This is a genomic window from Enterobacter cloacae complex sp. SHL009 (assembly GCF_049237205.1).
Lineage (GTDB): Bacteria > Pseudomonadota > Gammaproteobacteria > Enterobacterales > Enterobacteriaceae > Enterobacter > Enterobacter cloacae_M.
The window spans coordinates 79,695-105,594 of record NZ_JBMKIW010000001.1; the positions used below are offsets into that span (position 1 = coordinate 79,695).

19 protein-coding genes are annotated in these 25,900 nt (G+C 59.1%); 10 read left to right on the forward strand and 9 right to left on the reverse strand.

What is annotated here, in order from left to right:
- The first annotated feature begins 7 nt into the window (after positions 1-7).
- From ACOTZC_RS00400 to ACOTZC_RS00415, 4 genes are all read left to right on the forward strand, one after another.
- Positions 8-1,048, forward strand: a complete 1,041-nt coding sequence (locus ACOTZC_RS00400) for an aldo/keto reductase (RefSeq protein ID WP_126302850.1) — start codon at positions 8-10, stop codon at positions 1,046-1,048.
- A 148-nt stretch (positions 1,049-1,196) separates the two neighbouring features.
- Positions 1,197-2,573, forward strand: coding sequence for a glycoside hydrolase family 1 protein (locus tag ACOTZC_RS00405; protein ID WP_126302844.1), 1,377 nt, complete (start codon positions 1,197-1,199; stop codon positions 2,571-2,573).
- Positions 2,574-2,624: 51 nt separating this feature from the next.
- Entirely contained in the window at positions 2,625-3,947 is a 1,323-nt protein-coding gene (locus ACOTZC_RS00410) for a PTS sugar transporter subunit IIC (RefSeq protein WP_045355721.1), read from the forward strand.
- A gap of 15 nt (positions 3,948-3,962) precedes the next feature.
- Entirely contained in the window at positions 3,963-4,679 is a 717-nt protein-coding gene (locus ACOTZC_RS00415; protein WP_045403739.1) for a GntR family transcriptional regulator, read from the forward strand.
- A 42-nt stretch (positions 4,680-4,721) separates the two neighbouring features.
- On the opposite strand, the gene ldtB is transcribed toward ACOTZC_RS00415, so the two are convergent.
- Entirely contained in the window at positions 4,722-5,642 is a 921-nt protein-coding gene (gene ldtB, locus ACOTZC_RS00420; RefSeq protein WP_045403737.1) for a L,D-transpeptidase, read from the reverse strand.
- 222 nt (positions 5,643-5,864) lie between these two features.
- Between ldtB and ACOTZC_RS00425 the strand changes: the two genes are divergently transcribed.
- A complete protein-coding gene (locus ACOTZC_RS00425) occupies positions 5,865-7,460 on the forward strand; it encodes an ABC-F family ATPase (protein ID WP_023310897.1) in 1,596 nt (531 codons plus the stop codon).
- A gap of 187 nt (positions 7,461-7,647) precedes the next feature.
- On the opposite strand, the gene ACOTZC_RS00430 is transcribed toward ACOTZC_RS00425, so the two are convergent.
- Positions 7,648-10,011 carry a glycoside hydrolase family 31 protein gene (locus ACOTZC_RS00430; protein ID WP_248182401.1) on the reverse strand — a complete coding sequence of 788 codons (2,364 nt, stop codon included), beginning with the start codon at positions 10,009-10,011 and terminating at the stop codon, positions 7,648-7,650.
- Between the two features lie 17 nt (positions 10,012-10,028).
- A complete protein-coding gene (locus ACOTZC_RS00435) occupies positions 10,029-11,330 on the reverse strand; it encodes an MFS transporter (RefSeq protein ID WP_045355718.1) in 1,302 nt (433 codons plus the stop codon).
- A 288-nt stretch (positions 11,331-11,618) separates the two neighbouring features.
- Between ACOTZC_RS00435 and ACOTZC_RS00440 the strand changes: the two genes are divergently transcribed.
- On the forward strand, positions 11,619-12,692 hold the full coding sequence (locus tag ACOTZC_RS00440; RefSeq protein ID WP_047173467.1) for a LacI family DNA-binding transcriptional regulator: 1,074 nt from the start codon (positions 11,619-11,621) through the stop codon (positions 12,690-12,692).
- On the opposite strand, the gene ACOTZC_RS00445 is transcribed toward ACOTZC_RS00440, so the two are convergent.
- The 4 genes from ACOTZC_RS00445 to ACOTZC_RS00460 form a co-directional block, all read right to left on the reverse strand.
- On the reverse strand, positions 12,689-13,945 hold the full coding sequence (locus tag ACOTZC_RS00445; RefSeq protein WP_421635537.1) for a DUF1479 domain-containing protein: 1,257 nt from the start codon (positions 13,943-13,945) through the stop codon (positions 12,689-12,691). The genes ACOTZC_RS00440 and ACOTZC_RS00445 overlap by 4 nt on opposite strands.
- A gap of 149 nt (positions 13,946-14,094) precedes the next feature.
- Complete coding sequence (locus tag ACOTZC_RS00450; RefSeq protein ID WP_421635538.1) at positions 14,095-14,910, reverse strand: Cof-type HAD-IIB family hydrolase; 816 nt, start codon at positions 14,908-14,910, stop codon at positions 14,095-14,097.
- A gap of 212 nt (positions 14,911-15,122) precedes the next feature.
- On the reverse strand, positions 15,123-17,555 hold the full coding sequence (locus ACOTZC_RS00455) for a formate C-acetyltransferase/glycerol dehydratase family glycyl radical enzyme (RefSeq protein ID WP_421635539.1): 2,433 nt from the start codon (positions 17,553-17,555) through the stop codon (positions 15,123-15,125).
- Between the two features lie 4 nt (positions 17,556-17,559).
- Entirely contained in the window at positions 17,560-18,459 is a 900-nt protein-coding gene (locus tag ACOTZC_RS00460) for a glycyl-radical enzyme activating protein (RefSeq protein WP_045619669.1), read from the reverse strand.
- A gap of 128 nt (positions 18,460-18,587) precedes the next feature.
- On the opposite strand from ACOTZC_RS00460, the gene fsa reads away from it, so the two are divergent.
- Positions 18,588-19,250: a fructose-6-phosphate aldolase gene (fsa, locus tag ACOTZC_RS00465; RefSeq protein ID WP_045403718.1), complete on the forward strand. Its 663-nt coding sequence runs from the start codon at positions 18,588-18,590 to the stop codon at positions 19,248-19,250.
- 89 nt (positions 19,251-19,339) lie between these two features.
- On the opposite strand, the gene moeB is transcribed toward fsa, so the two are convergent.
- Together moeB and moeA are read right to left on the reverse strand one after the other, a co-directional pair.
- Positions 19,340-20,092, reverse strand: coding sequence for a molybdopterin-synthase adenylyltransferase MoeB (moeB, locus tag ACOTZC_RS00470; protein WP_047173471.1), 753 nt, complete (start codon positions 20,090-20,092; stop codon positions 19,340-19,342).
- Position 20,093: 1 nt separating this feature from the next.
- A complete protein-coding gene (gene moeA / locus ACOTZC_RS00475) occupies positions 20,094-21,326 on the reverse strand; it encodes a molybdopterin molybdotransferase MoeA (RefSeq protein ID WP_163353607.1) in 1,233 nt (410 codons plus the stop codon).
- A 188-nt stretch (positions 21,327-21,514) separates the two neighbouring features.
- Between moeA and iaaA the strand changes: the two genes are divergently transcribed.
- The 3 genes from iaaA to gsiB are packed head-to-tail and all read left to right on the forward strand — an operon-like array spanning position 21,515 to position 25,898.
- On the forward strand, positions 21,515-22,453 hold the full coding sequence (gene iaaA, locus ACOTZC_RS00480) for a beta-aspartyl-peptidase (protein ID WP_059446370.1): 939 nt from the start codon (positions 21,515-21,517) through the stop codon (positions 22,451-22,453).
- 11 nt (positions 22,454-22,464) lie between these two features.
- Positions 22,465-24,336, forward strand: a complete 1,872-nt coding sequence (gsiA, locus tag ACOTZC_RS00485; protein WP_163353608.1) for a glutathione ABC transporter ATP-binding protein GsiA — start codon at positions 22,465-22,467, stop codon at positions 24,334-24,336.
- 23 nt (positions 24,337-24,359) lie between these two features.
- Positions 24,360-25,898: a glutathione ABC transporter substrate-binding protein GsiB gene (gene gsiB / locus ACOTZC_RS00490; RefSeq protein ID WP_047173474.1), complete on the forward strand. Its 1,539-nt coding sequence runs from the start codon at positions 24,360-24,362 to the stop codon at positions 25,896-25,898.
- Positions 25,899-25,900: the final 2 nt, after the last annotated feature.

Sequence of the window (25,900 nt, forward strand, 5' to 3'; positions counted from 1 at the left end):
ATAACTTATGCGTTATCAAAAACTGGGCAATACCGGTCTGTTCGTTTCTGAACTGTGCCTAGGCACCATGACCTTCGGCGGCGAGGGCGGCATGTGGGGCAAGATTGGCCAGCTCCAGCAAAGTGAAGCCGAGCAGCTGGTGGGCCGCGCGCTGGATGCCGGGATCAACTTTATCGACACCGCGGACGTTTACTCGGAAGGGCGTTCGGAGGAGATCACCGGTCAGGCGCTGAAAAACCTGAAAATCCCGCGCGAGAACGTGGTGGTCGCCACGAAAGTGTTCGGCGAAACGGGAACGGCCGGGGTGAACTCGCGCGGCAGCTCGCGCTATCACATCATCAGCAGCGTGAAGGAGAGCCTGCGCCGCATGCAGCTCGATCATATCGATCTCTACCAGCTTCACGGCTTCGACCCCGCAACGCCGATTGAAGAAATGCTCTACGCGCTGGATAACCTGGTGCAGCACGGCCACGTGCGCTACATCGGCGTCTCGAACTGGGCGGCGTGGCAGATTGCCAAAGCGCTCGGTATTTCTGAACGTCTTGGGCTGGCGCGCTTCGTATCCCTCCAGGCGTATTACACCATCGCCGGACGCGATCTTGAGCGCGAGCTGGTGCCGATGATGCAAAGCGAAGGCGTCGGGCTGATGGTCTGGAGCCCGCTGGCAGGCGGCCTGCTGAGCGGAAAATATGGCCGCGACGGGCAGAGCGAAGCCGGCGGTCGCCGTCTGGAGTTTGACTTCCCGCCGGTGAACAAAGATCGCGCCTTCGACTGCGTGGACGTAATGCGCACTATCGCCGAAAGCAAGGGTGTCTCAGTCGCGCAAATCGCGCTGGCCTGGCTGCTGCACCAGAAAGCGGTGACCAGCGTGATTATTGGTGCGAAACGCGTCGAACAGCTGGACGACAATATCGCCGCGACCGGAATCCGACTGAGCGAAGATGAGCTCAAGCAGCTTGATGCGGTGAGCGCGCTGCCGCGCGAATACCCGGGGTGGATGCTGGAGCGGCAGGGGGAATATCGCCGCAATCAGCTCGCGCAACAATAACCTTCCTTGCCCCGGTAGTGCATCGCTAACCGGGGCTTTTTTTCCCGCATTGCTCACAAAAAACGATCCTCCTCTTTGATCCCCATTTCATCTTCGCTTATATGACTAGTCATGAAATTTTAAATGACTAGTCATATAGGGAGGGAACATGAACAATCAGCTGCCGGCCAATTTTTTATGGGGCAACTCGGTGTCAAGCATGCAGACGGAAGGGGCCTGGAACGAGGGTGGGAAAGGCATGTCGGTGTACGACATTCGCGAAGCCGGGGAGAACGTCTCCGACTGGAAAGTCGCGACCGACTCCTATCACCGCTACCGGGAAGATTTCGACCTGATGCAGGATCTGGGCATGAACTGCTACCGCTTTCAGATCTCCTGGAGCCGCGTCTGCCCGCAGGGCGACGGCGCGTTCAACGACGAAGGCATCGCGTTTTATGACCGTTTTATCGACGATCTGATCGCCCGCGGCATCGAGCCGATGGTCTGCCTGTACCACTTCGATATGCCGCTGGCGCTGGCGCAGGAGTACAACGGCTTTAATGATCGCCGGGTAATGGATGCCTTTATCCGCTACGGCAAAAAGATGATCGACTGCTATGGCGACCGCGTGAAGTACTGGCTGACCTTCAACGAGCAGAACATCTTCCATATGCCGGAAGCGTTCCGCATTTCCGGCTATATGAAAGGCGAGAAAACCCTGCGCGAGCTGTACGAGCTGCAGCACCATACGATGGTGGCGCACATGGCGCTGACCGAGTATCTGCACCAGACCAGACCGGGCCAGCTGATGGGCGGCATGCTGGCGCACCAGCTGATCTACCCGGCCACCTGCAAACCGCGCGATATCTTCTGCGCCCAGCAGTACGACGAGTTCCTCAACCAGAACCTGCTGCGCGTATTCGCAGGGCAGGGCTACAGCCCGGCGGTGATGGCGGTGGTGGAGCAGGAGGGCTTTGGCGATATCTACCGCGCCGAGGATTTAGCGCTGCTGGCGCGCACCAGAAACGACTATATGGCCTTCAGCTACTACGCCAGCAAAACGCTGGACAGCGATGCGATCCCGGAAGGCACGCCGGTGAACTATTACCTGCTGCACGGCGAGAAAAACAACCCGTACCTGAAGGCCACCGAGTGGAACTGGCAGATCGATCCGCTGGGCTTTCGCACCATCATCACCCGCTACGCCAACGACTGGCGGATGCCGGTCTTCCCGATCGAAAACGGCATCGGGGTGATTGAGTCCTGGGACGGCGTCAATCCGATCGAGGACACCTACCGCATCGACTACCACCGGGCGCATATCAATGCCATGAAGGAGGCGATGTTCGAGGACGGGGCAGAGGTGATCGGCTACCTCGGCTGGGGGTTAATCGACATTCTCAGCTCCCAGGGCGACATGCGTAAGCGTTACGGCGTGGTCTATGTCAACCGGGAAAACCACGACCTGAAAGACCTGAAGCGCGTGCCGAAGAAGAGCTACGCGTGGTTAAAACAGGTTATCCATACCAACGGACGCGAGATGTAAGCCGTACGCTGCCGGGCCGTTTTTGTGACTGATTGATGGGAACTATCCGCTATGTCTGAAACAAAAATAACACCGCACATGCAGTCTTTTGTCGATAAGTTTGTTGAGTTCTCGGCGCGCCTGGCAAACCAGGTGCACCTTCGCTCCCTGCGCGACGCTTTCGCCACGGTGATGCCCATTTTCATCCTCGCCGGTCTGGCGGTGCTGGTAAACAACGTGGTATTTCCGTGGATTTTTCACGGCGACACGCTCGCGCAGTTTAAGGTGTGGGGCGAGGCGATTATCAACGGCACGCTGAACATCGCCGCGCTGCTGCTGGCCCCGATGATTGCCTGGTCGCTGGCGCGCAACAAAGATTTCGACAATCCGGTCTCGGCAGTGGTTATCGCCGTCAGCAGCTTTATCATCATGATGCCGATGCGCCTGCAGATTACGCCCGTCGGCAGCGACGCCGCGGTGAACGTCACCCAGGTGCTGACGTTCGCCAATATCGGCTCAACCGGGATTTTCGCCGGGGTGCTGATCGGGCTGCTCTCAACGGAAGTGTTTATCGCCATTTCGCGGCTGAAGGCGCTGCACATTTCCCTCGGGGAAAACGTGCCTCCGGCGGTGAGCAAATCCTTTACCGCGCTGATCCCGACCATCCTCACGCTCTCCCTGTTCGCGGTGCTGGCGGCGATACTGGCAAACGTGCTGCACACGGACCTGATCCATCTTATTACGACCTTTATCCAGCAGCCGCTGCGGCTGATCAACACCAGTCTGCCGGGGACGATTTTCATCTACAGCTTCGGTAACTTCCTGTTCACGCTCGGTATTCATCAATCTGTCGTTAACAGCGTGGTGCTGGAGCCGTTCCTGCTGATCAACACCAACGAGAACATGCTGGCTTTCGCCAACGGCCAGCCCATCCCGCATATCATCAACAACATCTTCGTGCCGACGTTTGGCATGGTGGGCGGCACGGGCAGCACGATCTCGCTGCTGATTGCCATCTTTATCTTCTCCAGACAAAAATCGGCGAAGCAGGTGGCGCGTCTGTCGCTGGCGCCGGGCCTGTTTAACATCAACGAGCCGGTGATTTTTGGCCTGCCGATTGTGTTTAACCTGCCGCTGATGATCCCGTTCGTGCTGCTGCCCGCCATCGGCATTTACTTCGCCTGGCTCTGTACCACGCTGGGGTTAATGTCGCGCTGCGTGGTGATGATCCCGTGGACCACGCCGCCCATTCTCAGCGCCTGGCTTGCCACGGCGGGGGACTGGCGGGCGGTGGTGGTGCAGTTGGCAATCATCGTATTTGGTGTATTCTTCTACCTGCCTTTCCTCAAGATTGCCGAGAGAGTGGCGTTGAAAAACAGCGGGATAGAAAACTAACTGAAAGGAAGGACGATGGCGGCGAAGTACATCACCATAGCGCGGGAAATTAAGAAACGCATTATCAGCCAGCAGTACGCCGCCAATGAACCGCTGCCGGACCAGTTTGCGCTGGCGGCGGAGTTCAACTCCAGCCGGATGACCATTCAGCAGGCGATGCGCCAGCTGATCGTCGAAGGTCTGGTCTATACCCGCCAGGGGCAGGGCACGTTCATCCGTAAAAACTTCCTTCAGCTCTCGCAGTGGGATCTCTCCGGCAGCGACTACTTTGGTGCGACCAAAACCTGGGAACATCTGGGCACGGTGACCAGCCGGGTGGTGCATTTCGAGCTGCGCTTCCCGAACGAAAAAGAGCAGGCGTCGCTGATGATTAACGCCGATGCGCCGATCTATGACTTCATTCGACTCCGCCTGCTGAACGGCGAACCGATGTCGCTGGATTCCACGGTGATGCCGATGAATCTGGTGCCGGGCCTGACGAAAAACCATCTTGAAGGGTCGGTGTTTCAGTACGTTCAGGAGACCCTGGCGCTGAAAATTATGGGGTCGTATCGGGTGGTTCGGGCGCTTAAGCCCAACGCGCTGGACAGGGAGCATCTGGTCTGCGAGCAGACCGATCCGGTGCTGGAAGTGGAGCAGGTGATTTATCTGGAGGACGGCACGCCGCTGGAGTATGCCCACTGCCACTATCGGTACGACCACGGTGGGATCGTGATCGTGAATAACGGATAAAAAAAAGCGGGCAACGAGGCCCGCTTTTTTAATGCTTCGCTATCAGTTCAAACGCACCGGCATACCGGAGCGGTTCTGCACGGCCTGGTCAACAATCGCCGTTTCTACGTCTGGCTGAGACGTTACCGCCTGTACCGCGCTGTTCAGCGTAACAGGAACGACTTCGTTGTTGTTGATCTGGTCTTCGCTGGTGGACAGCGGGTTGTGCACTTCGATGTAGCGGCTGCCGTCTGGCTCAGAGGTCGCTTTCACCGGTTCGTTGATGAACTGCACGCGCGTACCGACCGGCACGTTTTCAAACAGGAATTTGATGTCGTCGTTACGCAGGCGCACGCAGCCGTGGCTTACGCGCAGGCCAATACCGAAGTTGGCGTTGGTACCGTGGATAGCGTACAGGCGGCCAATGTACAGCGCGTACAGACCCATTGGGTTATCCGGGCCTGCCGGTACAACGGCTGGCAGCGGTTCGCCCGCAGCGATGTATTCCGCGTGCATTTTGGCAGTCGGCGTCCAGGTTGGGCCCGCTTTCTTACGCTCAACTTTGGTGGTCCAGTTCATTGGGGTGTCTTTACCCAGTTGGCCGATACCGATTGGCAGCACGATAACGGTGTTGGTGCCTTTCGGGTAGTAATACAGACGCATTTCGGCGCTGTTAATCACGATACCTTCATGAACGGTATCCGGCAGGATCAGCTGCTGAGGAATATTCAGCACGGTACCCGCTTTCGGCAGATACGGGTCAACGCCCGGGTTCGCTTCCAGCATGTTAGACAGGCCCAGCTGGTACTGCGCAGCGAAATACTCCAGCGGCTGAGAGTTACCTTCTGGTACCGTCACAACCTGGTTCTGGCCTACCAGACGGCTACCGTCTGTTGGCAGGGGATACGTCACCGCAGACGCGGTCTTACAAAAACCTACTACGGCTAACGCCGCCGCTAAAAGCGTTGTTAATTTCATGTTCATGTTGTGCGAGGTATCTAAGCCATTCTGGCGATGAGTTGATAAGTCTGAATCTGTGATGGGAGCGCATTATATGTGCATTCCCGCTAACAGGGAATTCAGATGTGTACGAAATCACATTTTTTTCGATTTTGTTAAAGTTTAGTGGATTGCCGCAACACGGGATCTCAATTCGGAATTGTGGCATAATGCCGTGTTTATCACACTTTTCGCAGGAATCTCCCCGTGTTAGTTACCAGCAACGTCACTATGCAGTTTGGCAGTAAGCCGCTGTTCGAAAACATTTCCGTCAAATTTGGCGGCGGCAACCGTTACGGCCTGATTGGTGCCAACGGTAGCGGAAAATCCACCTTTATGAAGATCCTCGGCGGTGACCTGGAGCCGACGCTCGGCAACGTATCGCTCGACCCTAACGAGCGTATCGGTAAGCTGCGTCAGGATCAGTTCGCTTTCGAAGAGTTCACCGTGCTCGACACCGTGATCATGGGGCATGGGGAACTGTGGGAAGTGAAGCAGGAGCGCGATCGCATCTACGCGCTGGCCGAAATGAGCGAAGAAGATGGCTATAAAGTGGCCGATCTGGAAACGCAGTATGGCGAGATGGACGGCTACTCGGCGGAAGCGCGCGCGGGCGAGCTGCTGCTGGGCGTGGGTATTCCTGTCGAACAACATTACGGCCCGATGAGCGAAGTGGCGCCAGGCTGGAAGCTGCGCGTACTGCTGGCACAGGCGCTGTTCTCTAACCCGGACATCCTGCTGCTCGACGAACCGACGAACAACCTGGACATCGACACCATCCGCTGGCTGGAGCAGACGCTGAACGATCGCGACAGCACCATGATCATCATTTCGCACGACCGTCACTTCCTGAACATGGTCTGTACGCACATGGCGGATCTGGACTACGGCGAGCTGCGCGTTTACCCGGGCAACTACGACGAGTACATGACGGCGGCTACCCAGGCGCGTGAACGTCTGCTGGCGGATAACGCCAAGAAGAAAGCGCAGATTGCTGACCTGCAGTCCTTCGTCAGCCGCTTTAGCGCCAACGCCTCTAAGTCGCGTCAGGCGACCTCGCGCGCGCGTCAGATTGATAAAATCAAGTTGGAAGAGGTTAAAGCCTCCAGCCGTCAGAACCCGTTCATCCGCTTCGAGCAGGACAAGAAGCTGTTCCGTAACGCGCTGGAAGTGGAAGCCCTTACCAAAGGCTTCGATGAAGGCCCGCTGTTTAAAAACTTCAACCTGCTGCTGGAAGTGGGCGAGAAGATTGCCATCCTCGGTGCCAACGGCGTGGGTAAATCCACCATGCTGAAAACCCTGGTCGGCGAACTGCAGCCGGACAACGGCACCGTGAAGTGGTCTGAAAACGCGCAGATTGGCTACTACGCGCAGGACCATGAATACGAGTTCGAAAATGACCTGACCGTCTTTGACTGGATGAGCCAGTGGAAGCAGGAAGGCGACGACGAGCAGGCGGTACGCAGCATTCTGGGTCGTCTGCTGTTCAGCCAGGACGACATCAAAAAGCCGGCTAAGGTGCTCTCCGGTGGTGAGAAGGGCCGCATGCTGTTCGGCAAGCTGATGATGGAAAAACCAAACATCCTGGTGATGGACGAACCGACTAACCACCTGGACATGGAATCCATCGAATCCCTGAACATGGCGCTGGAGATGTATCAGGGGACCCTGATCTTCGTCTCTCACGACCGTGAGTTCGTCAGCTCGCTGGCGACCCGCGTGATCGAAATTACGCCAGAGCGCGTGGTGGACTTCACCGGTAACTATGAAGATTACCTGCGCAGTAAAGGTATCGACGGCTAATTTCCCGTCGTCTTTCACGCTGCAGATGCGTTGGCTTCACCTGTTCACCCCGGTCACTTACTTATATAAGCTCCCGGGGATTCACAGGTTTGCCGCCTTCCTGCAGCGCGAAATACTTAGGGAAAGGGGGCGTGCCTTTATTCCCTCTCCCTGTGGGAGAGGGTCAGGGTGAGGGCATCAGGCCGCACTAGACCACCCACTCGCCCCCTTCAACCCCATTCACCAGCAGCGTACGTTTTTCCCCTACAGGCAGCGACACCTTAAGCGATTTCCACGCCGGACGATAATCCCCGCGCGCGTTGACCTTCAGGTTGATGGTTGCGCCGTCGCACACCATTTCCCACTCCACCCACAGCGCGTTGCCGTACTGGTAGCCCCAGCTTTCGCCGTCGTCTTCAAACAGCATTCCGGAGGTTGTCCCGACGCCTTTTACCGGGAACAGCTTCAGCTCGCGTGCCGTATCTTTTTCGGCATTCACATGCGTGATGCGCTCGCTCAGCGGCAGACCGGCACCGGCGCGCACCAGCAACGGCAGTTTTTCCAGCGGCGCGTCGAGGACGATTGACTGGCCGCCCGCATACCACGCGTGGGTGTAAAAATCATACCAGCCGGTGGCGTTATCCGGCAGCCAGACGCGGCGCTCGCGCTGCCCGGCTTCGACGACGCTGGCCACCAGCAGGTCGCGGCCCAGCAGGAAGTCATCGCACTCCTCAAACGTCTGCGCATCATGCTCGTGGTCGAGGAAGGTCGGGCGTAGCATCGGCTCGTCGTCGGCATGCGCCTGCCAGAGCAGGGTATAAAGGTACGGCAGCAGGCGGTAGCGCAGCTCAACCGCGCCGCGAATGGCTGGCGTGACGCCCGGGTACATCCACGGCTCGTTCACGGTGTGGTCATCGTTCCACGAGTGAATGGTAAAGCGCGGGTGCATCACGCCGTTCTGCACCCAGCGTACGAACAGCTCGGCGTCAGGCTTGTCGCCGGAGAAACCGCCGACGTCGTGGCCGACGTTGAACAGGCCGGACAGGCTCATGCCCAGCCCCATGCGGATGTTATAGCGCAGGGTGTCCCAGCTGGTGCGGTTGTCGCCGCTCCAGGTCTGAACGTAGCGCTGCATCCCGGCGCAGCCGGAGCGGGAGATGAGATACGGACGTTTTTCCGGCGCGAAACGCTGCTGCGCTTCCAGCGAGGCGCGCATCATCAGCAGCGGCATCACCGGGCGAATGTGCTTGATGGCGATCTCCTTGCCAAAGCCAAAGCAGCGCGCTTCTCCGTCCCACACTTCATATTCGTTGTTGTCGTTCCAGGTAGAGTCGATGCCCATCTCCAGCAGCTGCGTGGTCACGCCGTTCTGCCACCACTGCACCGTCTGCGGGTTGGTAAAGTCGAGGTGCGAGCCTTCGTCATCCCAGAAGCTGGAACGTTCCGGTGCATCGGTTTCTGAATCGCGAATGAACAGGCCGCTCTCCGCCACTTCGTTATAGCGCGGATGGTCCTGCAGCAGGCACGGCTTGATGTTTGCCGCCAGCTTCAGCCCCGCGTCGTGGAACGCCTGACTCATCACCTTCGGCTGCGGCACCTTGTCATAGTTCCAGTTAAAGACGTAGCGCTTGCCGTTGATAGAGGTATAGCCGGAGGAGAGCTGGAACGAGTCGCACGGGATGGCGTGCTCTTCGCACAGGCGGATGAAGTTCATCAGCTGGTTCTGGGCGTCCGGCGCGTCGGTGTAGTGCATGGTCGAGCCGCTGTAGCCCAGACTCCATTTCGGTCCGAACAGCGTTTTCCCGGTCAGGCGCACGAAGGCTTTGGTGACGTCCAGCACGCGCTTGCCGGTAAAGATGTAGTAATCGATATCGCCCGCTTCCGCCTGCCAGCGACGATAGGCGGTGTGGTAGTTGTCGATTTCGTTACCCAGATCCAGCCAGCAGCTGCTCAGGTTGTCGTAGAACAGGCCGTAGCTGACGTCGTCGCGGCGGGCGATAGTGAACGGAATATGCTTGTAGAGCGGGTCGGTGCTGGCCGCGTTGTACCCCATTGCGTCGAGGTTGCGCATCTCATAGCGCTTGCCGTTGCGCTGCAGATCGCCCGCTTTTTCGCCCAGGCCATAGAAACGCTCGTCCTTGCGGCGGCTGAGGTAGTGCGCCACGCCGTCGCCGTGGGCGTTCAGCAGGTAGGCGCTGGTTGGACGGTCGTTGACCAGCGGCTGCCACTCGCCCGCCTCATTGCGGTAGTGCCACTCCAGCCACAGCGGCTGGTGGACCGTCACGCGCAGCTGTTCGGTTGCCACGGTGAGCGTCTCATCCTGCTGCGTCAGGGTCCAGGCCGGGCAGGAGAAGCCGCTTATATCGTCACGACGGCGGCCTTCCCACGGCACGTCTTTTTCCGGCGCGATGCTCCAGGTGCGGTCCAGCGCCAGCTCGCCTTTGCGTTTGATCAGCACGCGGAACAGGTTCTCTTCCAGCACATACAGGCACAGGCGGTGCTGGTTATCGACCAGCAGTTCCAGATGGTTTGCCGACTGCGTATCAAGGGTCCAGTTTTTCAGGGTTTTCATATGCAATACATCCACTATCAGGCGCGCTTGGCGCGACGTTCAGCAATAAATGCTACCAGGAAGAGAGCGCCAATCAGGTCAAAGAAGCCCATGGCAATAAAGAGCGGGTTAAAGCCGATTTTGTCGGCGGTCACGCCGATTAACAGCGAGAACAGGAAGCTGGCGATCCACGCCGCAGAGCCGCGCATGCCGTTTACGGTCGCCATCTGGCCTTTGTCGAACGACTCAACGACCAGGGCGCTCAGCATGCAGGAGATAATCTGGTGCCCGAAGCCGCCGATGGAGATCAGCACGATGGTGATATACGGGTCGCGGGTAATGGCCACGATGCCCAGCGAGATCATCAGGAACGCGCCCGTCACGGAGCTGGCAACGACCGAGTTAACGCGCGAGCAGCCGAACAGACGGGTGTACAGACGCGTCAGGTAGCCACTCGCCACGCTGCCGAGGTCGGCGGCGAGGAACGGCAGCCAGGCAAACATCGCAATCTGCTTCAGGTCCATGCCGTGCTCTTTGGCGAGGTACAGCGGCACCCAGAAGCTCAGCACCGCCCAGGCCGGTTCCGCCATAAAGGCCGGGATGGCGATCCCGTAGAAGCGTTTGTTTTTCGAGACGGTTTTCAGCGCGGTCAGGAAGGGCAGTTTCACCGCAGGCGGTTCGTTATCCTGCTTGATGAACGCCAGTTCGTCCTTGCTCAGGTTCGGGTGCTGCTCCGGGTTGTGGTAGAACGCCCACCAGAGGATCACCCACAGCAGCGCCAGCACGCCGGTAAACATAAACGCGCCCTGCCAGCCGAACGATGCGTGAGCAAAGTAGATGATAGGCGGAGCCAGCATTGCGCCGATGGAGAAGCCCACGCCAGCCCAGCCGGCGGCAACGGGTCGCTCTGATTTCGGGAACCATTCGCCGATGGTTTTGGCGTTCGCCGGAGTAGCGGCGGCCTCAGAGGCACCCATAAAGAAGCGCAGAATAGCGAGGTGCAGCCAGCTTCCGGCACCCGCGTGGAAGATACACATCAGCGCCCAGATCCCGGCGCAGACCATAAAGCCAATCTTCAGGCCGATGACGTCAATCAGCCAGCCGCACAGGGGCTGGAAAATGGTATAGGCGATCTGGAACGCGCCGACGATCCAGGAGTATTGCTCGGTGGTGATCCCGAGGCTCTCTTTCAGTTCCGGGGCGAGGATCCCGAGTGAGTTTCGGGTGATGTAGTTAACGGTGACGCCAAGTAAGAACAGCACCAGCACGTACCAGCGCAGGTTCTTGATGACGCGACGGGTTTTGCTTGTCGCTACGGTGTTATTGATGTCCTGACTCATTTTACTCTCCACAAGACGGACGGTAAGGGAACGGAGGTTCAGGTGTCACACGGATTTTTATGCCTTTGATTTCTATCCGTTTAAACTGCTTAAGTTGGTATACAACTAGTATGGAAGTTGTGTGACAAGTTCACCTTAAGGAAGAAAATGAGTGGGCAAAAGTGGATTTTGTGCAAAATTTCTCATAACTGACGTAAACCCTCTGGCATGATGGCTTTTATGTCAGCTATTACCTGACCAATACGCTATGAAAATTTTTTCATTTCGCAAATGGAGCCAGATCACAAAATGGACAAAAGGCTAAAAATCACCGAAATCGCGGCCCGGACGCAGCTCTCGATCAGCACCGTATCGCGGGTGCTGGCGGGAAAAGCGAATACCAGTGAAAAAGCGCGCGCGAAGGTGCTGGCGTGCGCGCGGGAGCTGGGGGTGATGGACGGCATGGCGGCAGGGCGTCTGCTGCTTAATAGCCTGGTGGTTTTTGCCCCGCAGCGGGCGTTTGACGAACGGTCCGATATCTTTTACTACCGCGTGATCCAGAGCGTGAGTAAAGGCCTGGCGTCCCACGATGTGCGCCTTCGCTACTGCGCGCTGGAGGAGAACGACAGCGACGCCCAGCTGTTTCTGGCACGCATGAACGAAGCGGACACTCAGGCGGCAATCCTTCTTGGCATCGACGATCCCCATATCCACGATCTGGCGGTGGACGTGGGTAAACCCTGCATGCTGATTAACTGCCGCGACCGGCACATGCGTCTGCCTGCCGTCGCGCCGGACCATCGCGCCATCGGCGAGCGGGCGGCGGAGTACCTGTTCGAGATGGGGCACCGCGAGGTGATGAACGTGCTGTGCCTGCGTCGCTACACCATGGAGCTGCGCCTGTCGGGGATCCGCGACGCGTGGCAGTCTCACAACCTGAAATTCAACGATAAACGCGATCTGCTGGTGGTGCCCAGCTTCAGCGCGCGCGAAACGGAACAGATGGTCAGCAGCTGGCTCAGTGAAGTGCAGGGGAAGGATTTACCTACCGCGTTCCTGGTCGGCGGCGACTTTATGGCGGCGGGCACCATTAGCGCCTTACAAAACCACGGCCTGCGCGTGCCGCAGGACGTGTCGGTGATGAGCATTGACGGCTTTAACCTGGCCGCAATCCAGGATGTGCCTCTGACGGCCGTGCATGTCCCCCGCGATGAGCTGGGAACCGAAGCGGTATATATGCTCCAGCAGCGGCTGATGCGCCCGGACGCGCCGGTCGGGACGTTACTGCTTAACGGCACGCTGGCCGTGCGGGAATCGGTACGGCGGATACGTCAGGGGAAACGACGCACCGCCGTGGAGCGGGAAGGGCTGTACGACAGTTAAACCATGCCCAGCGCGCGCTTGCCGTGGATGTTGAGATCGTTCACGGTAAAGCGGTCCTGCCAGCTTTTTTCATAATCCTCGCGCGGGAAGTCTCCCGGCGACGCGCCGGTTTCCAGCGCTTCCTTGACCTTCTTAGCGTAGGCGAGGTTTTTCTCGCAAATCGGCGCGGCAGGGATGTACATCACGTTGCCCCAGCCCTGCTGATTTTCCACCGGCGCCACGGAGTGGATCACATCGCAGTGCCACCACACGGAATCACCCGCCTCGAGTGCCGGTATGCTGCTTAATGCCTCGATCAGCAGCGGGTGCCACTTCTCGGAAACCGGCAGCACGCGCCCCGGCGCTACGCCGCACAGCTCGTCTTCCGGCACGTCGTCCAGCAGCGGCCGCAGCAGAATGTAGGCCATCGCTTCCGGGATCGGCACCACGTGCAGCAGCCCCTGACCTGGGATCATGTCCGACAGCGCCGTCCAGCCCTGGAAGGTGCGGAACACCGAGCATTTGGTGGTGTTATCGACGGTGTACTCTTCCACTTCGGTACGGTGCGCGGCGTTCCACGGATCGTACTTGTCGACATTGCCGTCAAACACGCGGGCAAAGACCTGCTGATAGGCTGGCAGCAGCCAGCGCTCCAGCGCGCCGGAGTCGGTATGCGCCCCAAGCCCTTTCGAGGTCGTTCCCGGCGGGCGGCGGCGGATACGGTCCGGGTAAATCACGCTCACGTCCGGGTTGAACCACTGCTTGCCGTTGCTCTCGAATGTCCATAAACGGTTCAGGAACGACTGCACCTGCGCCATCTCTTCGCTCTGGCGCGCCTGCATTTGCGCCTGAGACCAGTAAATCGGGTAAATCTCCGGACGAGAGGCCGTCAGGGTGCCGAAGAAGTTATCGCCCGGGCCTTTGTAGACCTCGTCAAACTTATTCAGATCGAGGTAGTCGAGCATCGACTGATCCCACGCCAGCGCCTGCTCGCGCGGGAAATGACCTTTAATCACCGCGCAGCCGCGGCGTTTAACGGCCTCGCGCTGTGCGTCGGTAATCGTGCCGTTTGTCACATCCGCAAACGGAATTACCGGCCAGACGGATTCGCCTTTGTTCTTAAGCGCGTTGATTTCCGCCACGCGGGTGGCAATTTTGTCGCTGAGCTTATTAAACACCGCCTGCACGTCGCCGATCTGCGCGCGCAGCTCACGTTTTAACTGACGGATTGCCGCTTTGTGGTCCGCTGGTAAGGTTTCACTGGTAAAGGTCATAACTGCCTCGCATCTTTCATTCGAAAGTAAAAATGTCTACAAGTGATACTTTAAGTTAAAATTAAGTTAATGCAAGTTTAAAAACTTGACGCAAGCCACAGGTCGGAAAAAGAGTGAGAGGCCGGAGCGACGCTCCGGCGAGGAAAGGATCAGAGATCGAACGGGGAATGGTTGTCGAGCACGGCCTGAATGACGTTCAGCGCGCCCTGATGGTTGTTGTCGTCTGTGCCGTAGCGGCTGATTTCTTTGATGCTCTCTGCCGCGTTGCCCATCGCAAAGGAATATTTCACCAGCTTCAGCATCTCGGTATCGTTGCCGCTGTCCCCAATGGCCACGCACTCCTGCGGGGAGATTTTCCAGCGTTTCAGCAGACGACTGATGCCGTTGGCCTTGTGGAGGCCGGGGATAATCAAATCGACAAAACCAAAGCCGCTGGTGACCGGCTTCATAATGCCGTCCAGGGAGACGTGCAGTTTATCCACCAGATTAGGGATATCGCTGTCCGGCAGGTTCAGGGAGAACTTAAACAGTACGTCGTCAATTTCGCGGTAATCGCTGATGCGCTTTAAGCGGTGATAGTGCTTTGACATCAGCGCCACGAACGCGTCCGGGGCTTTATCGCTCACATACGCGCTCTCCAGCCCGCAGGCCACAAAGTTCAGCCCTTTATCTTTCAGCAGCTCGCCAATCACGATTTGCGATTCATGCCGCGTCAGCTCGCCGTGGAAAATCTGTTCGCCGCGATCGAAGACCAGCGCGCCGTTTTCCGCGACGAAGGAGATCCGATCTGTGAGCTCCGGAAAGAAGGAGATGAGCTGGTAATACTGATTGCCGCTGGCGACAACGAATTCAATGTCGCGGGCTTTAAGCTGTTCAAACTGTGCCTGGAAGAGGTCACGATCGTACTGCTTGGCATCATCAAGGAAAGTTCCGTCCATATCGGTGACGATAACTTTAACGGTCATACTGTGCTCCTGGGTCACTGCGTTTTGAAACATTCTAATAACAAGGTGACGGGGAGCACAAATTTAATTTCATTCGAAAGTAAAAGCAAAACGGCAACCGAGGTTGCCGTTTTTAGTGTTTTCTCCCTCTCCCACGGGGAGAGGGAGAGGGCCGGGGTGAGGGCATCAGCGTGCGCATATCCCCTCACCATCAAGAGTGATGGGATATGCCGTTACAGCGTATGCTCAGTACGGGCGATAATATCGTCCTGCGCATCCGGCGACAGGGCGGTGAAGAATGCCGAGTAGCCCGCGACGCGCACCACGAGATCGCGATACTGGTCAGGATGTTTCTTCGCTTCCAGCAGCGTTTCGCGCGAGACGATATTGTACTGAATATGCCAGCCCTTATGCACTTCGAAGAAGGTGCGCAGCAGCACCATCAGCTTCTGGCGATCGCTGTCGTTTTCCAGCGTCGACGGGTTCAGCTTCTGGTTAAGCAGCACGCCGCCGAGAATCGCTTCCGTCGGCAGTTTACCCACCGAGCCAATTACCGCCGTCGGGCCGAGGTGGTCCGTACCGGAAGCCGGGCTTGCTCCTTCCGCCAGCGGGGTGTGCGCCTTACGTCCGTCCGGCGTGGCCATCGTTGCCGCGCCAAACGGCACGTTTGCGGAGATGGAAGAGGTGCCCGCGTAGTAGTTACCGCCAATCGGGCCGCGGCCGTGGCGCGGGTTGTGGTACTGCTTAAGCTCTTCGATGTAGGTCTGATAGGCGCGCGTCAGCAGCATGTCCACGCTGTCGTCGTCGTTGCCGTACTTCGGCGCGCCGTTGATCAGGCGCTGACGCAGCTGCTCGTGGGTCAGTCCGTCGAAGTCATCCGCCAGCGCCGCCGCCAGCTGCTGCTGACCAATAGTGCCCTGCTCGAACACCAGCTTCTTCACCGCCGCCAGGCTGTTGCCGAGGTTGGCGATGCCCACCTGCAGGCCGGAGACCCAGTCGTACTTCGCGCCGCCCTGCTTGATGCTTTTCGCGCGTTCGATGCAGTCGTCCACCAGCGCCGAGCAGAGAATATCGTGGACGTTCTCTTCCAGCATGGTATCCACCACGTACTCAATCTCGATGGATTTGCGGGTGTAGTAGCGGATCTGGCTATCCCACGCCGCCATCACTTCGTCGAAGTTGTCGAAGTTACCAGCGGAGAGCGCTTTCTCCTGCGGCAGGAACACCTTGCCGCTGGTGGCGTCGCGGCCGCCTTCCAGCGCCGCCAGCATCACGCGGGCGAAGTTGATAAAGCTCATGCCGGTACAGCGGTAGCCCCACTTGCCGCCCACAGCGGTTTCGATGCAGCCGATGGCCGCATAGTCGTAGGCGTCGTCTCGTTCAACGCCGAGCTTGATGAATTCCGGAATCACGATTTCATCGTTGTTGAACGCGGGCATCCCGAAGCCGCAGCGGATCACCTGCACGCAGGCGTCGAGGAAGTCGTTGCTCATGCCCGCGTGGTAGCGCACGCTCAGGTTCGGCTGGGTGGAGCGCAGGCGACCGCAGGATTCCAGAATTGCGTAGGAGAGCGGGTTCACCGCGTCCATCGGCTCACCGTTGACCAGCTTTTGGCCGCCGATGGTGACGTTCTGGTACAGCGGGCTACCGGCGGAGGCTTTGGAGTGCGAGCCGGAGCGGATCTTGTTCACTTCAAGCAATTTCAGCCAGCAGCTGTGCAGCAGTTCAATGGCGTGTTCGCGGTCGAGGCTCTGGTTCAGCTCCACGTCGCGGCGGTAGTACGGATAGAGATACTGGTCCATACGCGCAAAGGAAACGGAGTGGCCGTTGGACTCAATCTGCAGGATCAGCTGAATGAAGTAGCACAGCTGCAGCGCCTGCCAGAAGGTTTTTGGCGGCTCGTGGGCAATCACGTCGCAGTTTTCCGCCATTGCCAGCAGCTCGTCGCGGCGGCTTTCGCGGGTTTCGGTCGAGGCCATTTCACGCGCCAGGTTGGCAAAACGTTTGATGTGCAGGCTTACCGCTTCCAGCACGATATCGATCGCCTTCAGGAACTGATCGCCGTGAAGGTCTTCCAGCACCGTCAGGTTGATGCGCGAGCGGCGTTCGGCCACTTTGGCACGCAGGCCGTCGAGACCTTTCTCCAGCACCAGCGGGAAGTTCACCGCCAGGTGCGCGTCGCCTGATGTCATGTTGCCTTCGGCTTTGATAATGCCGGTTTCCAGCAGGCCTTTCTGCTCGTCGGTGAACATGCCGTAGCAGCGATCCTGCACCGTCTGGCCGCGCCACCACGGGCAGATCTCGTGCAGCACACGCTTGTTCTGTTCGCTCACCGCAAAGCCCGCGCCCGGGCGGTCTGCCAGGTCGTCGATCTCTTTCTCAATCCAGGAGACGGTGTATTCCGGGAAAATCGGCGCGGCGCGCACTTCGCTTGCCTGGTTACCGATAATCAGCTCATCGTGTTTGATCCAGATGGTGCGCTCGGCCAGGTGATGCGCCAGCGCGAGGGCGCGGCGCACCGGGATCGGCTTGTCCATGTGCTGCTGGTACATTTCGGTGTAATGCTGCGCGCGCTCGGTACAGACCGGCGGCTTGACGATATGCACCAGCGCCGTTTTGTGCGCCTTAATGCGCTCGCTGAGGGTGTTGAGATTCAGGGTCGTCATAGGTTTATCCTCGTAAGGTCGCGGTTAACCCTTTCTGGCAGGCGTACTGCTGCGCGAAGTCCAGCAGGTCAGGGTTATCCAGCGGTTTGTCAGGGGCAGAGTAGGATTGGCCGAGCAGGGTGTATTTGTTCATGCCCAGCGTGTGATACGGCAGAAAATGAATATCGTCGACGCCGAGCTCGTCGGCAGCGAAGTTGGTAATGGCGGTTATGGACGCTTCGTCAGCGTTAAAGCCCTGGATCAGCGGCACGCGAATGGTGATTTTTTTCCCGGCGGCGGCAAGGCGCTTCAGGTTGTCCAGGATTCGCTTAGCCGAACCGTCCGTCCACCGCTTAAATACCTCACCGTCAACATGCTTCAGGTCGGCGAGGAACAGATCGACGTAGGGTAATGACGGCTCGATGTAATGCCACGGCACGTGGAGGCAGGTTTCCACGGCAGTGTGGATCCCCTGTTCGTGGCTGGCTTTAAACAGGGCCTGTGCCAGTTCGGGGTTCATAAACGGCTCGCCGCCGGAGAGGGTGATCCCGCCGCCGCTGCGGTCGTAAAAGGGCTTGTCGCGCAGTACGGTTGCCATGATCTCCGAGACCTGCTGTTCTTCACCGCAGACGGTCAGCGCCTGCGTCGGGCAACAGTTAGTAAGGGCGTTGAGCGCGGCTTCATCAAGCTTCTCGCGGTGGATAACCAGACCGTTCAGCGCGCGTTCGATGTAGCCCGGCGCCGCCTGCTGGCACAGGTCGCAGCCGTCCAGGCACAGGCGCGCATCAAACAGCACGTCCCGGCTGCGGGAGCGGCTTTCCGGGTTCTGACACCAGCGACAGCCCAGCGAGCAGCCTTTCAGGAACACCACGGTTCGAATACCGGGGCCGTCGTGGGTAGAGTAACGCTGAATATTGAAGATCATGATTTCGCCTCTCGTATTGCATATGAAGATTAAATTACTTTCGAATGAAAGTTATCTTGATGCAGGTCAACTCCTGAGCAGGTTTTGTCGTGATAGGGTAAGTGCAGGCTAATTTTGAGGGTGACATCATGGAACTTTATCTCGACACATCTGACGTTGCGGCAGTCAAAAAGCTGGCGCGTATCTTCCCGCTGGCGGGCGTAACCACCAACCCAAGCATTGTGGGGGCAGGTAAAACGCCGCTGGACGAGCTGCTGCCGGCGCTGCACGACGCGCTGGGCGGTAAAGGCCGTCTGTTCGCCCAGGTGATGGCTACCACCGCCGAAGGGATGGTGGAGGACGCGCGTAAGCTGCGCGCCATCATTAACGACCTGGTAGTAAAAGTGCCGGTGACCGCCGAAGGGCTGGCGGCGATCAAGATGCTGAAAGCGGAAGGGATCCCGACGCTGGGTACGGCGGTTTACGGTGCCGCACAGGGGATGCTCTCGGCGCTGGCGGGGGCGGAGTATGTGGCGCCTTACGTTAACCGCGTGGACGCGCAGGGCGGGGACGGGATCCAGACCGTGGTTGAACTGCAACAGCTGCTGACGCTGCACGCCCCGCAGTCAAAGGTGCTGGCCGCGAGCTTCAAAACGCCGCGTCAGGCGCTGGACTGCCTGCTGGCAGGCTGCGCGTCAATCACGCTGCCGCTGGACGTGGCGCAGCAGTTTATTACCTCTCCGGCCGTGGATGCGGCGATTGTGAAGTTTGAGCAGGACTGGCAGGGGGCGTTTGGACGGACGTCGATCTGACGGGTGCAGCCTGATGCCCTCACCCCAACCCTCTCCCACAGGGAAAGGGAGCAAACACTAAAACGGCAACCTGAAGGTTGCCGTTTGCTTTAACCTCCGCAAACCTCACACCCCGGGTTACGCATCAGCTTCATCTCGCGGAACTGGCAGGTCATCGCGTCATACATCACGATTTTCCCCGCCGCAGGCGTGCCGTAGCGCGCCAGCACTTTGATCGCTTCCATCGCCTGCAGGGAGCCAATCACGCCGACGAGCGGCGCCATCACGCCCGCCTCAACGCAGGTCAGCGCGTTCTCGCCGAACAGGCGGCTCAGGCAGCGGTAGCAGGGTTCGCCTTCCGCGTACGTGAAGACGCTGATTTGCCCTTCCATGCGGATCGCCGCGCCGGAGACCAGCGGGATTTTGTGGGCAAAACAGCCTGCGTTCAGCTGGTTACGGACGGCGACGTTATCGGTGCAGTCCAGCACCAGGTCATGCTGCGCAATCTGCGCCGACAGTGCGCCGTTATCCAGCATCGCGTCAATCAGGGTGAACTGAACGTTGGGGTTGATGCGCGCCAGCGCCGAGCGGGCAGAGTCCACTTTCGGCTGGCCAACCGTCGCGTCGCTGTGCAGCGTCTGGCGCTGGAGATTTGACACCGACACGGTATCGAAATCCAGCAGCGTCATCCTGCCCACGCCCGCCGCCGCAAGATACTGCGCGGCGGAGCAGCCAAGACCGCCGAGCCCAACAACCAGCACGCTTGCTGCCTTAAGCGCTTCCTGGCCTTCGAAATCAAACCCGCGCAGCACAATCTGGCGGTTGTAGCGCATCATCTCCGGGTCGCTCAGCTCCACCGTCATGTCAGCCTCCGAACAGGTGGTTAAAACGCTCGATCTCAACCCACTCGCCTGCTTCCACATTGCCGCGCTCGCGCTCCAGGACGATAAAGCAGTTGCCCTGGCTGAAGGAGCTGAAAATGTGTGAGCCCTGGTGCCCGGTGGTGCTCACTTCCAGCTCGCCGTCCGCGTTGCGCGCCAGAATGCCGCGCTGGAAATCGAGACGACCCGGCGATTTTTTCAGGCGCGTGGCGGCGCGCACGCGCTGGCGTTCCGGCAGCGGGCTGGCGCTGTTGCCGGAAAGCTTCGCCAGCAGCGGGATCACCAGCTGGTAGAAGGTGAGTGCCGCCGAGACCGGATTACCCGGCAGGCCGCAGAACCAGCCGTGAGTGAGCTTGCCAAACGCGAACGGTTTTCCAGGCTTGATGGCCAGCTTCCAGAAGGCGATTTCCCCCAGCTCTTCAAGGATGGTTTTGGTGTAATCCGCTTCGCCCACGGAGACGCCGCCGGAGCTGATGACCACGTCGGCGGCGTTATCCGCCTCGATAAACGCGGCGCGCAGTTTTTCCGGATCGTCAGGAATAATGCCGAGGTTAATCACCTCGCAGCCCAGCTGCTCCAGCATCAGGTGTACCGCCAGGCGGTTGGTGTCGTAAATCTGACCGTCCTGCAGCGGCTGGCCCGGAAGCTGCAGCTCGTCACCGGTGGAGAAAACGGCAACGCGCACTTTACGGATAACGTCGATTTCAGCCACGCCGAGCGACGCCAGCACCGGCAGCTCACCTGCCGTCAGCTTCTGCCCGGCAGAAAAGACCGTCGCACCAAGGGTGATATCTTCGCCCGTGCGGCGGATGTTCTGGCCCGCTTTGACGCTGGCGGTAAAACGCACGCCGCCGTCGGTCTGTTCTGTCTCTTCCTGCATCACAACGGCGTCGCAGCCGGCCGGAACCGGCGCGCCGGTCATGATGCGCACGCAGGTGCCCGCAGGCCATTCACCGCTAAACGGCTGGCCCGCAAAGGCTTTACCCGCCACCGGCAGGGCGTTACCCGCCTGGAGATCCGCTAGGCGTACCGCGTAACCGTCCATCGCGGAATTATCAAACCCCGGCACGTTGAGCGGAGAGACGATATCGCGCGCGGCAATACGGCCAAAACAGCGCACGAGGGGCAGCGTCTCAACGTCATGCAGCGGGGAAACTCGGTCAAGCATCTGCGTGAGTGCCGTCTCAAGCGGCATCAGTCCGGCGGTAAAATCCATGGTGGGCTCCTGCGGAGTAACAACGAAAGCGCTCATTATGGCAGAAAAGTGCGGCTAACTGTATGACCCGATGGGTGTACGCTTTACATCACAGTTACGTCTTTCTATATTCAAAAATCATCTGAAGTTTCATCGACGATAATGATATTTATAGAAAAAGCCGCAAATCAGGCTAACGGGTGATGCGAATGGTTAATGCGGTAATCGCAATTCATGGTGGCGCCGGGGCAATCACCCGAGCACAGCTCAGTCCCGAGCAGGAAAAGCGCTATATCGACGCGCTGTACGCCATTGTGGAAACGGGCCAGAAAATGCTGGAAGCGGGCGAAAGCGCGCTGGACGTGGTCACCGAGGCGGTGCGCCTGCTGGAAGAGTGTCCGTTATTTAATGCGGGGATCGGTTCGGTCTTTACCCGGGATGAAACGCACGAGCTTGATGCCTGCGTGATGGACGGCGTCACCCTGAAAGCGGGCGCCGTGGCGGGCGTGAGCCATCTGCGTAATCCGGTGCTGGCGGCGCGTCTGGTGATGGAGGCGAGTCCGCACGTGCTGCTGACGGGGGCCGGGGCGGAGGCGTTTGCCTTCGAGCACGGGATGGAACCGGTATCGCCGGATCTGTTTTCCACGGAGGAGCGCTACCAGCAGCTGCTGGAGGCCCGTTCGGCGGGCATGACGCAGCTTGACCATACAGCGCCGCTGGATGAAACCACCAAAATGGGCACGGTCGGCGCGGTGGCGCTCGATAAAGCCGGAAACCTCGCGGCGGCAACTTCCACGGGCGGAATGACCAACAAGCTGCCCGGGCGCGTCGGCGACAGCCCGCTGCCCGGCGCGGGCTGCTATGCCAATAACGCGACGGCGGCGGTGTCGTGTACCGGAACTGGGGAAGTGTTTATCCGCGCCCTTGCGGCCTATGACATTACCGCGCTGATGGATTACGGCGGCTTAAGCTTGAGCGAGGCCTGCGAGCGCGTGGTTATGGAAAAACTGCCCGCCCTGGGCGGCGTCGGCGGGCTCATTGCGGTGGATCGTGAGGGCAACGTGGCTCTGCCGTTCAACAGCGAAGGCATGTATCGCGCCTGGGGCTATGCCGGTGATGAGCCGAGCACGGGCATCTATCGTGAATAAGGGGGCAGCGCGTGCCGCACAGTGAAGAGCTGGACAACCGCGAAGTATTGGCTGTCCATCAGCTGAATATTGCGTTTCAGGAAGAGCGGCAGTTCTTCCCCGCAGTACAGAATTTATCGTTCACGCTCAGGCGCGGCGAGACGCTGGCGATTGTTGGCGAATCCGGTTCCGGGAAATCGGTCACCGCGCTGGCGCTGATGCGCCTGCTGGAACAGACGGGCGGGCAAATCAGCAGCGAGAAAATGCTCCTGCGCCGCCGTAACCGTCAGGTCATTGATTTAAATGAGCTGAGCGGCGCGCAGATGCAGGGCGTGCGCGGGGCGGATATTGCGATGATCTTCCAGGAGCCGATGACCTCTCTGAACCCGGTGTTCCCGGTCGGGGAGCAAATTGCCGAGTCTATCCGCCTGCATCAGGGGCTGAGCGGCGATGAAGCGCTCAAAGAGGCCCGGCGGATGCTGGAGCTGGTGCGCATTCCGGAGGCGCAGGCCATTCTGGGCCGCTATCCGCATCAGCTTTCCGGCGGCATGCGTCAGCGGGTGATGATTGCCATGGCGCTCTCGTGCCGTCCGGCGGTGCTGATTGCCGATGAACCGACGACGGCGCTGGACGTGACGATTCAGGCGCAGATCCTGCAGCTCATCAAAGTGCTGCAGCAGGAGATGGAGATGGGGGTGATTTTCATCACCCACGATATGGGCGTAGTCGCCGATATCGCCGATCGGGTGCTGGTGATGCACAAAGGCAGCGCGGTGGAAACCGGCCCGGTCGAGCAGATTTTTCACGCGCCGGTTCATCCTTACACCAAAGCGCTGCTGGCGGCGGTTCCGCGCCTGGGGGCGATGAACGGCAGCGATTTGCCGCGCCGCTTCCCCCTGATTTCTCTTGAGGCATCTGAGCAGCAGGAGGATGAGCGCGAGCAGGACACCGTGGTGCCGGGCAAGCCCATTCTGGAAGTGCGCGATCTGGTCACCCGTTTTCCGCTGCGCAGCGGCATACTGAACCGCGTTAAGCGCGAAGTGCACGCGGTGGAAAACGTCAGCTTCGATCTCTGGCCGGGCGAAACGCTGGCGCTGGTGGGGGAGTCCGGCTGCGGTAAATCCACCACCGGGCGCGCGTTGCTCCGTCTGGTGGAATCTCAGGAAGGCAGCATCACCTTTAACGGTGAGCGCATTGATACCCTTCCGGACAGCAGGCTGCAGGCGGTGCGGCGGGATATTCAGTTTATTTTCCAGGATCCGTATGCCTCCCTCGATCCGCGCCATACGGTGGGGTATTCGATCATGGAGCCGCTGCGGGTGCATAACCTGCTCGACGGCGAAGCGGCCCAGCGCCGCGTGGCCTGGCTGCTGGAGCGCGTCGGCCTGAAGCCGGAGCACGCCTGGCGTTATCCGCACGAGTTTTCCGGCGGACAGCGACAGCGTATCTGCATCGCCCGCGCTCTGGCGCTGAACCCGAAAGTGGTGATTGCCGATGAGTCCGTCTCGGCGCTGGATGTCTCTATCCGGGCGCAAATCATCAACTTACTGCTGGATTTACAGCGGGATATGGGCATTGCCTTCCTGTTTATCTCGCACGATATGGCGGTGGTCGAGCGCATCAGCCATCGCGTGGCGGTGATGTTTATGGGGCAGATCGTGGAGATTGGTCCGCGAAGGGCGGTGTTTGAAAACCCGCAGCATCCGTACACCCGCAAGCTTATCGCGGCGGTCCCTGTAGCCGATCCCGCGCATCGTCACGGCCAGCGCGTGCTGCTGCAGGATGAAATGCCGGGCAATATTCATAAACGCGGCGAGGCCGTGGAGCGCGTGACGCTGCGCGAGGTCGAGCCGGGTCATTTCGTCGCTCCCCCGCGTCAGGACAACGCTTTTTCGCGGTTATAACTTACAACAGGCAGGAGAACACAATGGTTACATTTGTAGCGCGTAGATGGTTGTTAGCCGCGAGCGTGACGGCAGCCCTGGCCGCTGCCCCCGCGTTCGCTGCCAAAGACGTGGTGGTTGCCGTCGGCTCGAATTTCACCACGCTCGATCCGTATGACGCTAACGACACGCTCTCTCAGGCGGTGGCGAAATCGTTCTATCAGGGCCTGTTTGGCCTCGATAAAGAGATGAAGCTCAAAAACGTGCTGGCGGAGGGGTACACCGTTTCGGATGACGGGCTGGTGTACACCATTAAGCTCAAAACTGGGGTGAAGTTCCAGGACGGCACCGACTTCAATGCGGAGGCGGTCAAGGTAAACCTCGACCGCGCCAGCAATCCTGAAAACAGCCTCAAGCGTTATAACCTCTATAAAAACATCGCCAAAACCGAGGTGGTTGACCCGACGACGGTAAAAATCACCCTGAAAGAGCCGTTCTCCGCGTTTATCAATATTCTGGCGCATCCGGCGACGGCGATGATTTCCCCTGCCGCGCTGAAAAAATACGGCAAGGAGATCGGCTTCCACCCTGTTGGCACCGGCCCTTATGAACTGCTTACCTGGAACCAGACCGATTTTGTGAAGGTGAAGAAATTCGCCGGATACTGGCAGCAGGGGCTGCCGAAGCTCGACACTATCACCTGGCGTCCGGTGGTGGACAACAACACCCGCGCGGCGATGCTGCAAACCGGCGAGGCGCAGTTTGCCTTCCCGATCCCGTATGAGCAGGCCGCCATTTTGCAGAAAAACAGCAAGCTGGAGCTGGTCGCCAGCCCGTCGATCATGCAGCGCTACATCAGCATGAACGTCACGCAAAAGCCGTTCGATAATCCGAAGGTGCGTGAAGCCATCAACTACGCCATTAACCGTCAGGCGCTGGTGAAGGTCGCCTTCGCCGGATATGCCACTCCGGCCACCGGCGTGCTGCCGCCGGCGATCGCCTATGCGCAAAGCTATCAGCCGTGGCCGTACGATCCGGCTAAAGCGCGCGAGCTGCTGAAAGAGGCGGGCTTCCCGAACGGTTTCAGCACCACGCTGTGGTCCTCGCATAATCACAGTACCGCCCAGAAGGTGCTGCAGTTTACCCAACAGCAGCTGGCGCAGGTGGGTATCAAGGTACAGGTGACCGCGATGGATGCCGGACAGCGTGCTGCAGAAGTGGAGGGGAAAGGGCAGAAAGAGAGCGGCGTGCGGATGTTCTATACCGGCTGGACGGCCTCGACCGGTGAAGCCGACTGGGCGCTGTCGCCGCTGTTTGCCTCGCAGAACTGGCCGCCAACCCTGTTCAACACCGCGTTTTACAGCAACCCGCAGGTGGACAAAGACCTGGCCGATGCCCTGAAAACCACCAAACCGGAAGAGAAGGCGCGCCTCTACAAAGACGCGCAGGATATTATCTGGAAAGAGTCACCGTGGGTGCCGCTGGTGGTTGAGAAACTGGTGTCAGCCCATAACAAAGCGTTGACCGGGTTTTACATCATGCCGGACACGGGCTTTAGCTTTGACGACGCGGATTTAAAATAAAC

What these genes read in the sequence shown, in the direction of transcription:
- ACOTZC_RS00400 (WP_126302850.1), top strand. Translation starts at nt 8, where the DNA reads ATGCGTTATCAAAAACTGGGCAATACCGGTCTGTTCGTTTCTGAACTG.
- ACOTZC_RS00405 (WP_126302844.1), top strand. Translation starts at nt 1,197, where the DNA reads ATGAACAATCAGCTGCCGGCCAATTTTTTATGGGGCAACTCGGTGTCA.
- ACOTZC_RS00410 (WP_045355721.1), top strand. Translation starts at nt 2,625, where the DNA reads ATGTCTGAAACAAAAATAACACCGCACATGCAGTCTTTTGTCGATAAG.
- ACOTZC_RS00415 (WP_045403739.1), top strand. Translation starts at nt 3,963, where the DNA reads ATGGCGGCGAAGTACATCACCATAGCGCGGGAAATTAAGAAACGCATT.
- ldtB (WP_045403737.1), bottom strand. Translation starts at nt 5,642, where the DNA reads ATGAACATGAAATTAACAACGCTTTTAGCGGCGGCGTTAGCCGTAGTA.
- ACOTZC_RS00430 (WP_248182401.1), bottom strand. Translation starts at nt 10,011, where the DNA reads ATGAAAACCCTGAAAAACTGGACCCTTGATACGCAGTCGGCAAACCAT.
- ACOTZC_RS00435 (WP_045355718.1), bottom strand. Translation starts at nt 11,330, where the DNA reads ATGAGTCAGGACATCAATAACACCGTAGCGACAAGCAAAACCCGTCGC.
- ACOTZC_RS00440 (WP_047173467.1), top strand. Translation starts at nt 11,619, where the DNA reads ATGGACAAAAGGCTAAAAATCACCGAAATCGCGGCCCGGACGCAGCTC.
- ACOTZC_RS00445 (WP_421635537.1), bottom strand. Translation starts at nt 13,945, where the DNA reads ATGACCTTTACCAGTGAAACCTTACCAGCGGACCACAAAGCGGCAATC.
- ACOTZC_RS00450 (WP_421635538.1), bottom strand. Translation starts at nt 14,910, where the DNA reads ATGACCGTTAAAGTTATCGTCACCGATATGGACGGAACTTTCCTTGAT.
- ACOTZC_RS00455 (WP_421635539.1), bottom strand. Translation starts at nt 17,555, where the DNA reads ATGACGACCCTGAATCTCAACACCCTCAGCGAGCGCATTAAGGCGCAC.
- ACOTZC_RS00460 (WP_045619669.1), bottom strand. Translation starts at nt 18,459, where the DNA reads ATGATCTTCAATATTCAGCGTTACTCTACCCACGACGGCCCCGGTATT.
- fsa (WP_045403718.1), top strand. Translation starts at nt 18,588, where the DNA reads ATGGAACTTTATCTCGACACATCTGACGTTGCGGCAGTCAAAAAGCTG.
- moeB (WP_047173471.1), bottom strand. Translation starts at nt 20,092, where the DNA reads ATGACGGTGGAGCTGAGCGACCCGGAGATGATGCGCTACAACCGCCAG.
- moeA (WP_163353607.1), bottom strand. Translation starts at nt 21,326, where the DNA reads ATGGATTTTACCGCCGGACTGATGCCGCTTGAGACGGCACTCACGCAG.
- iaaA (WP_059446370.1), top strand. Translation starts at nt 21,515, where the DNA reads ATGGTTAATGCGGTAATCGCAATTCATGGTGGCGCCGGGGCAATCACC.
- gsiB (WP_047173474.1), top strand. Translation starts at nt 24,360, where the DNA reads ATGGTTACATTTGTAGCGCGTAGATGGTTGTTAGCCGCGAGCGTGACG.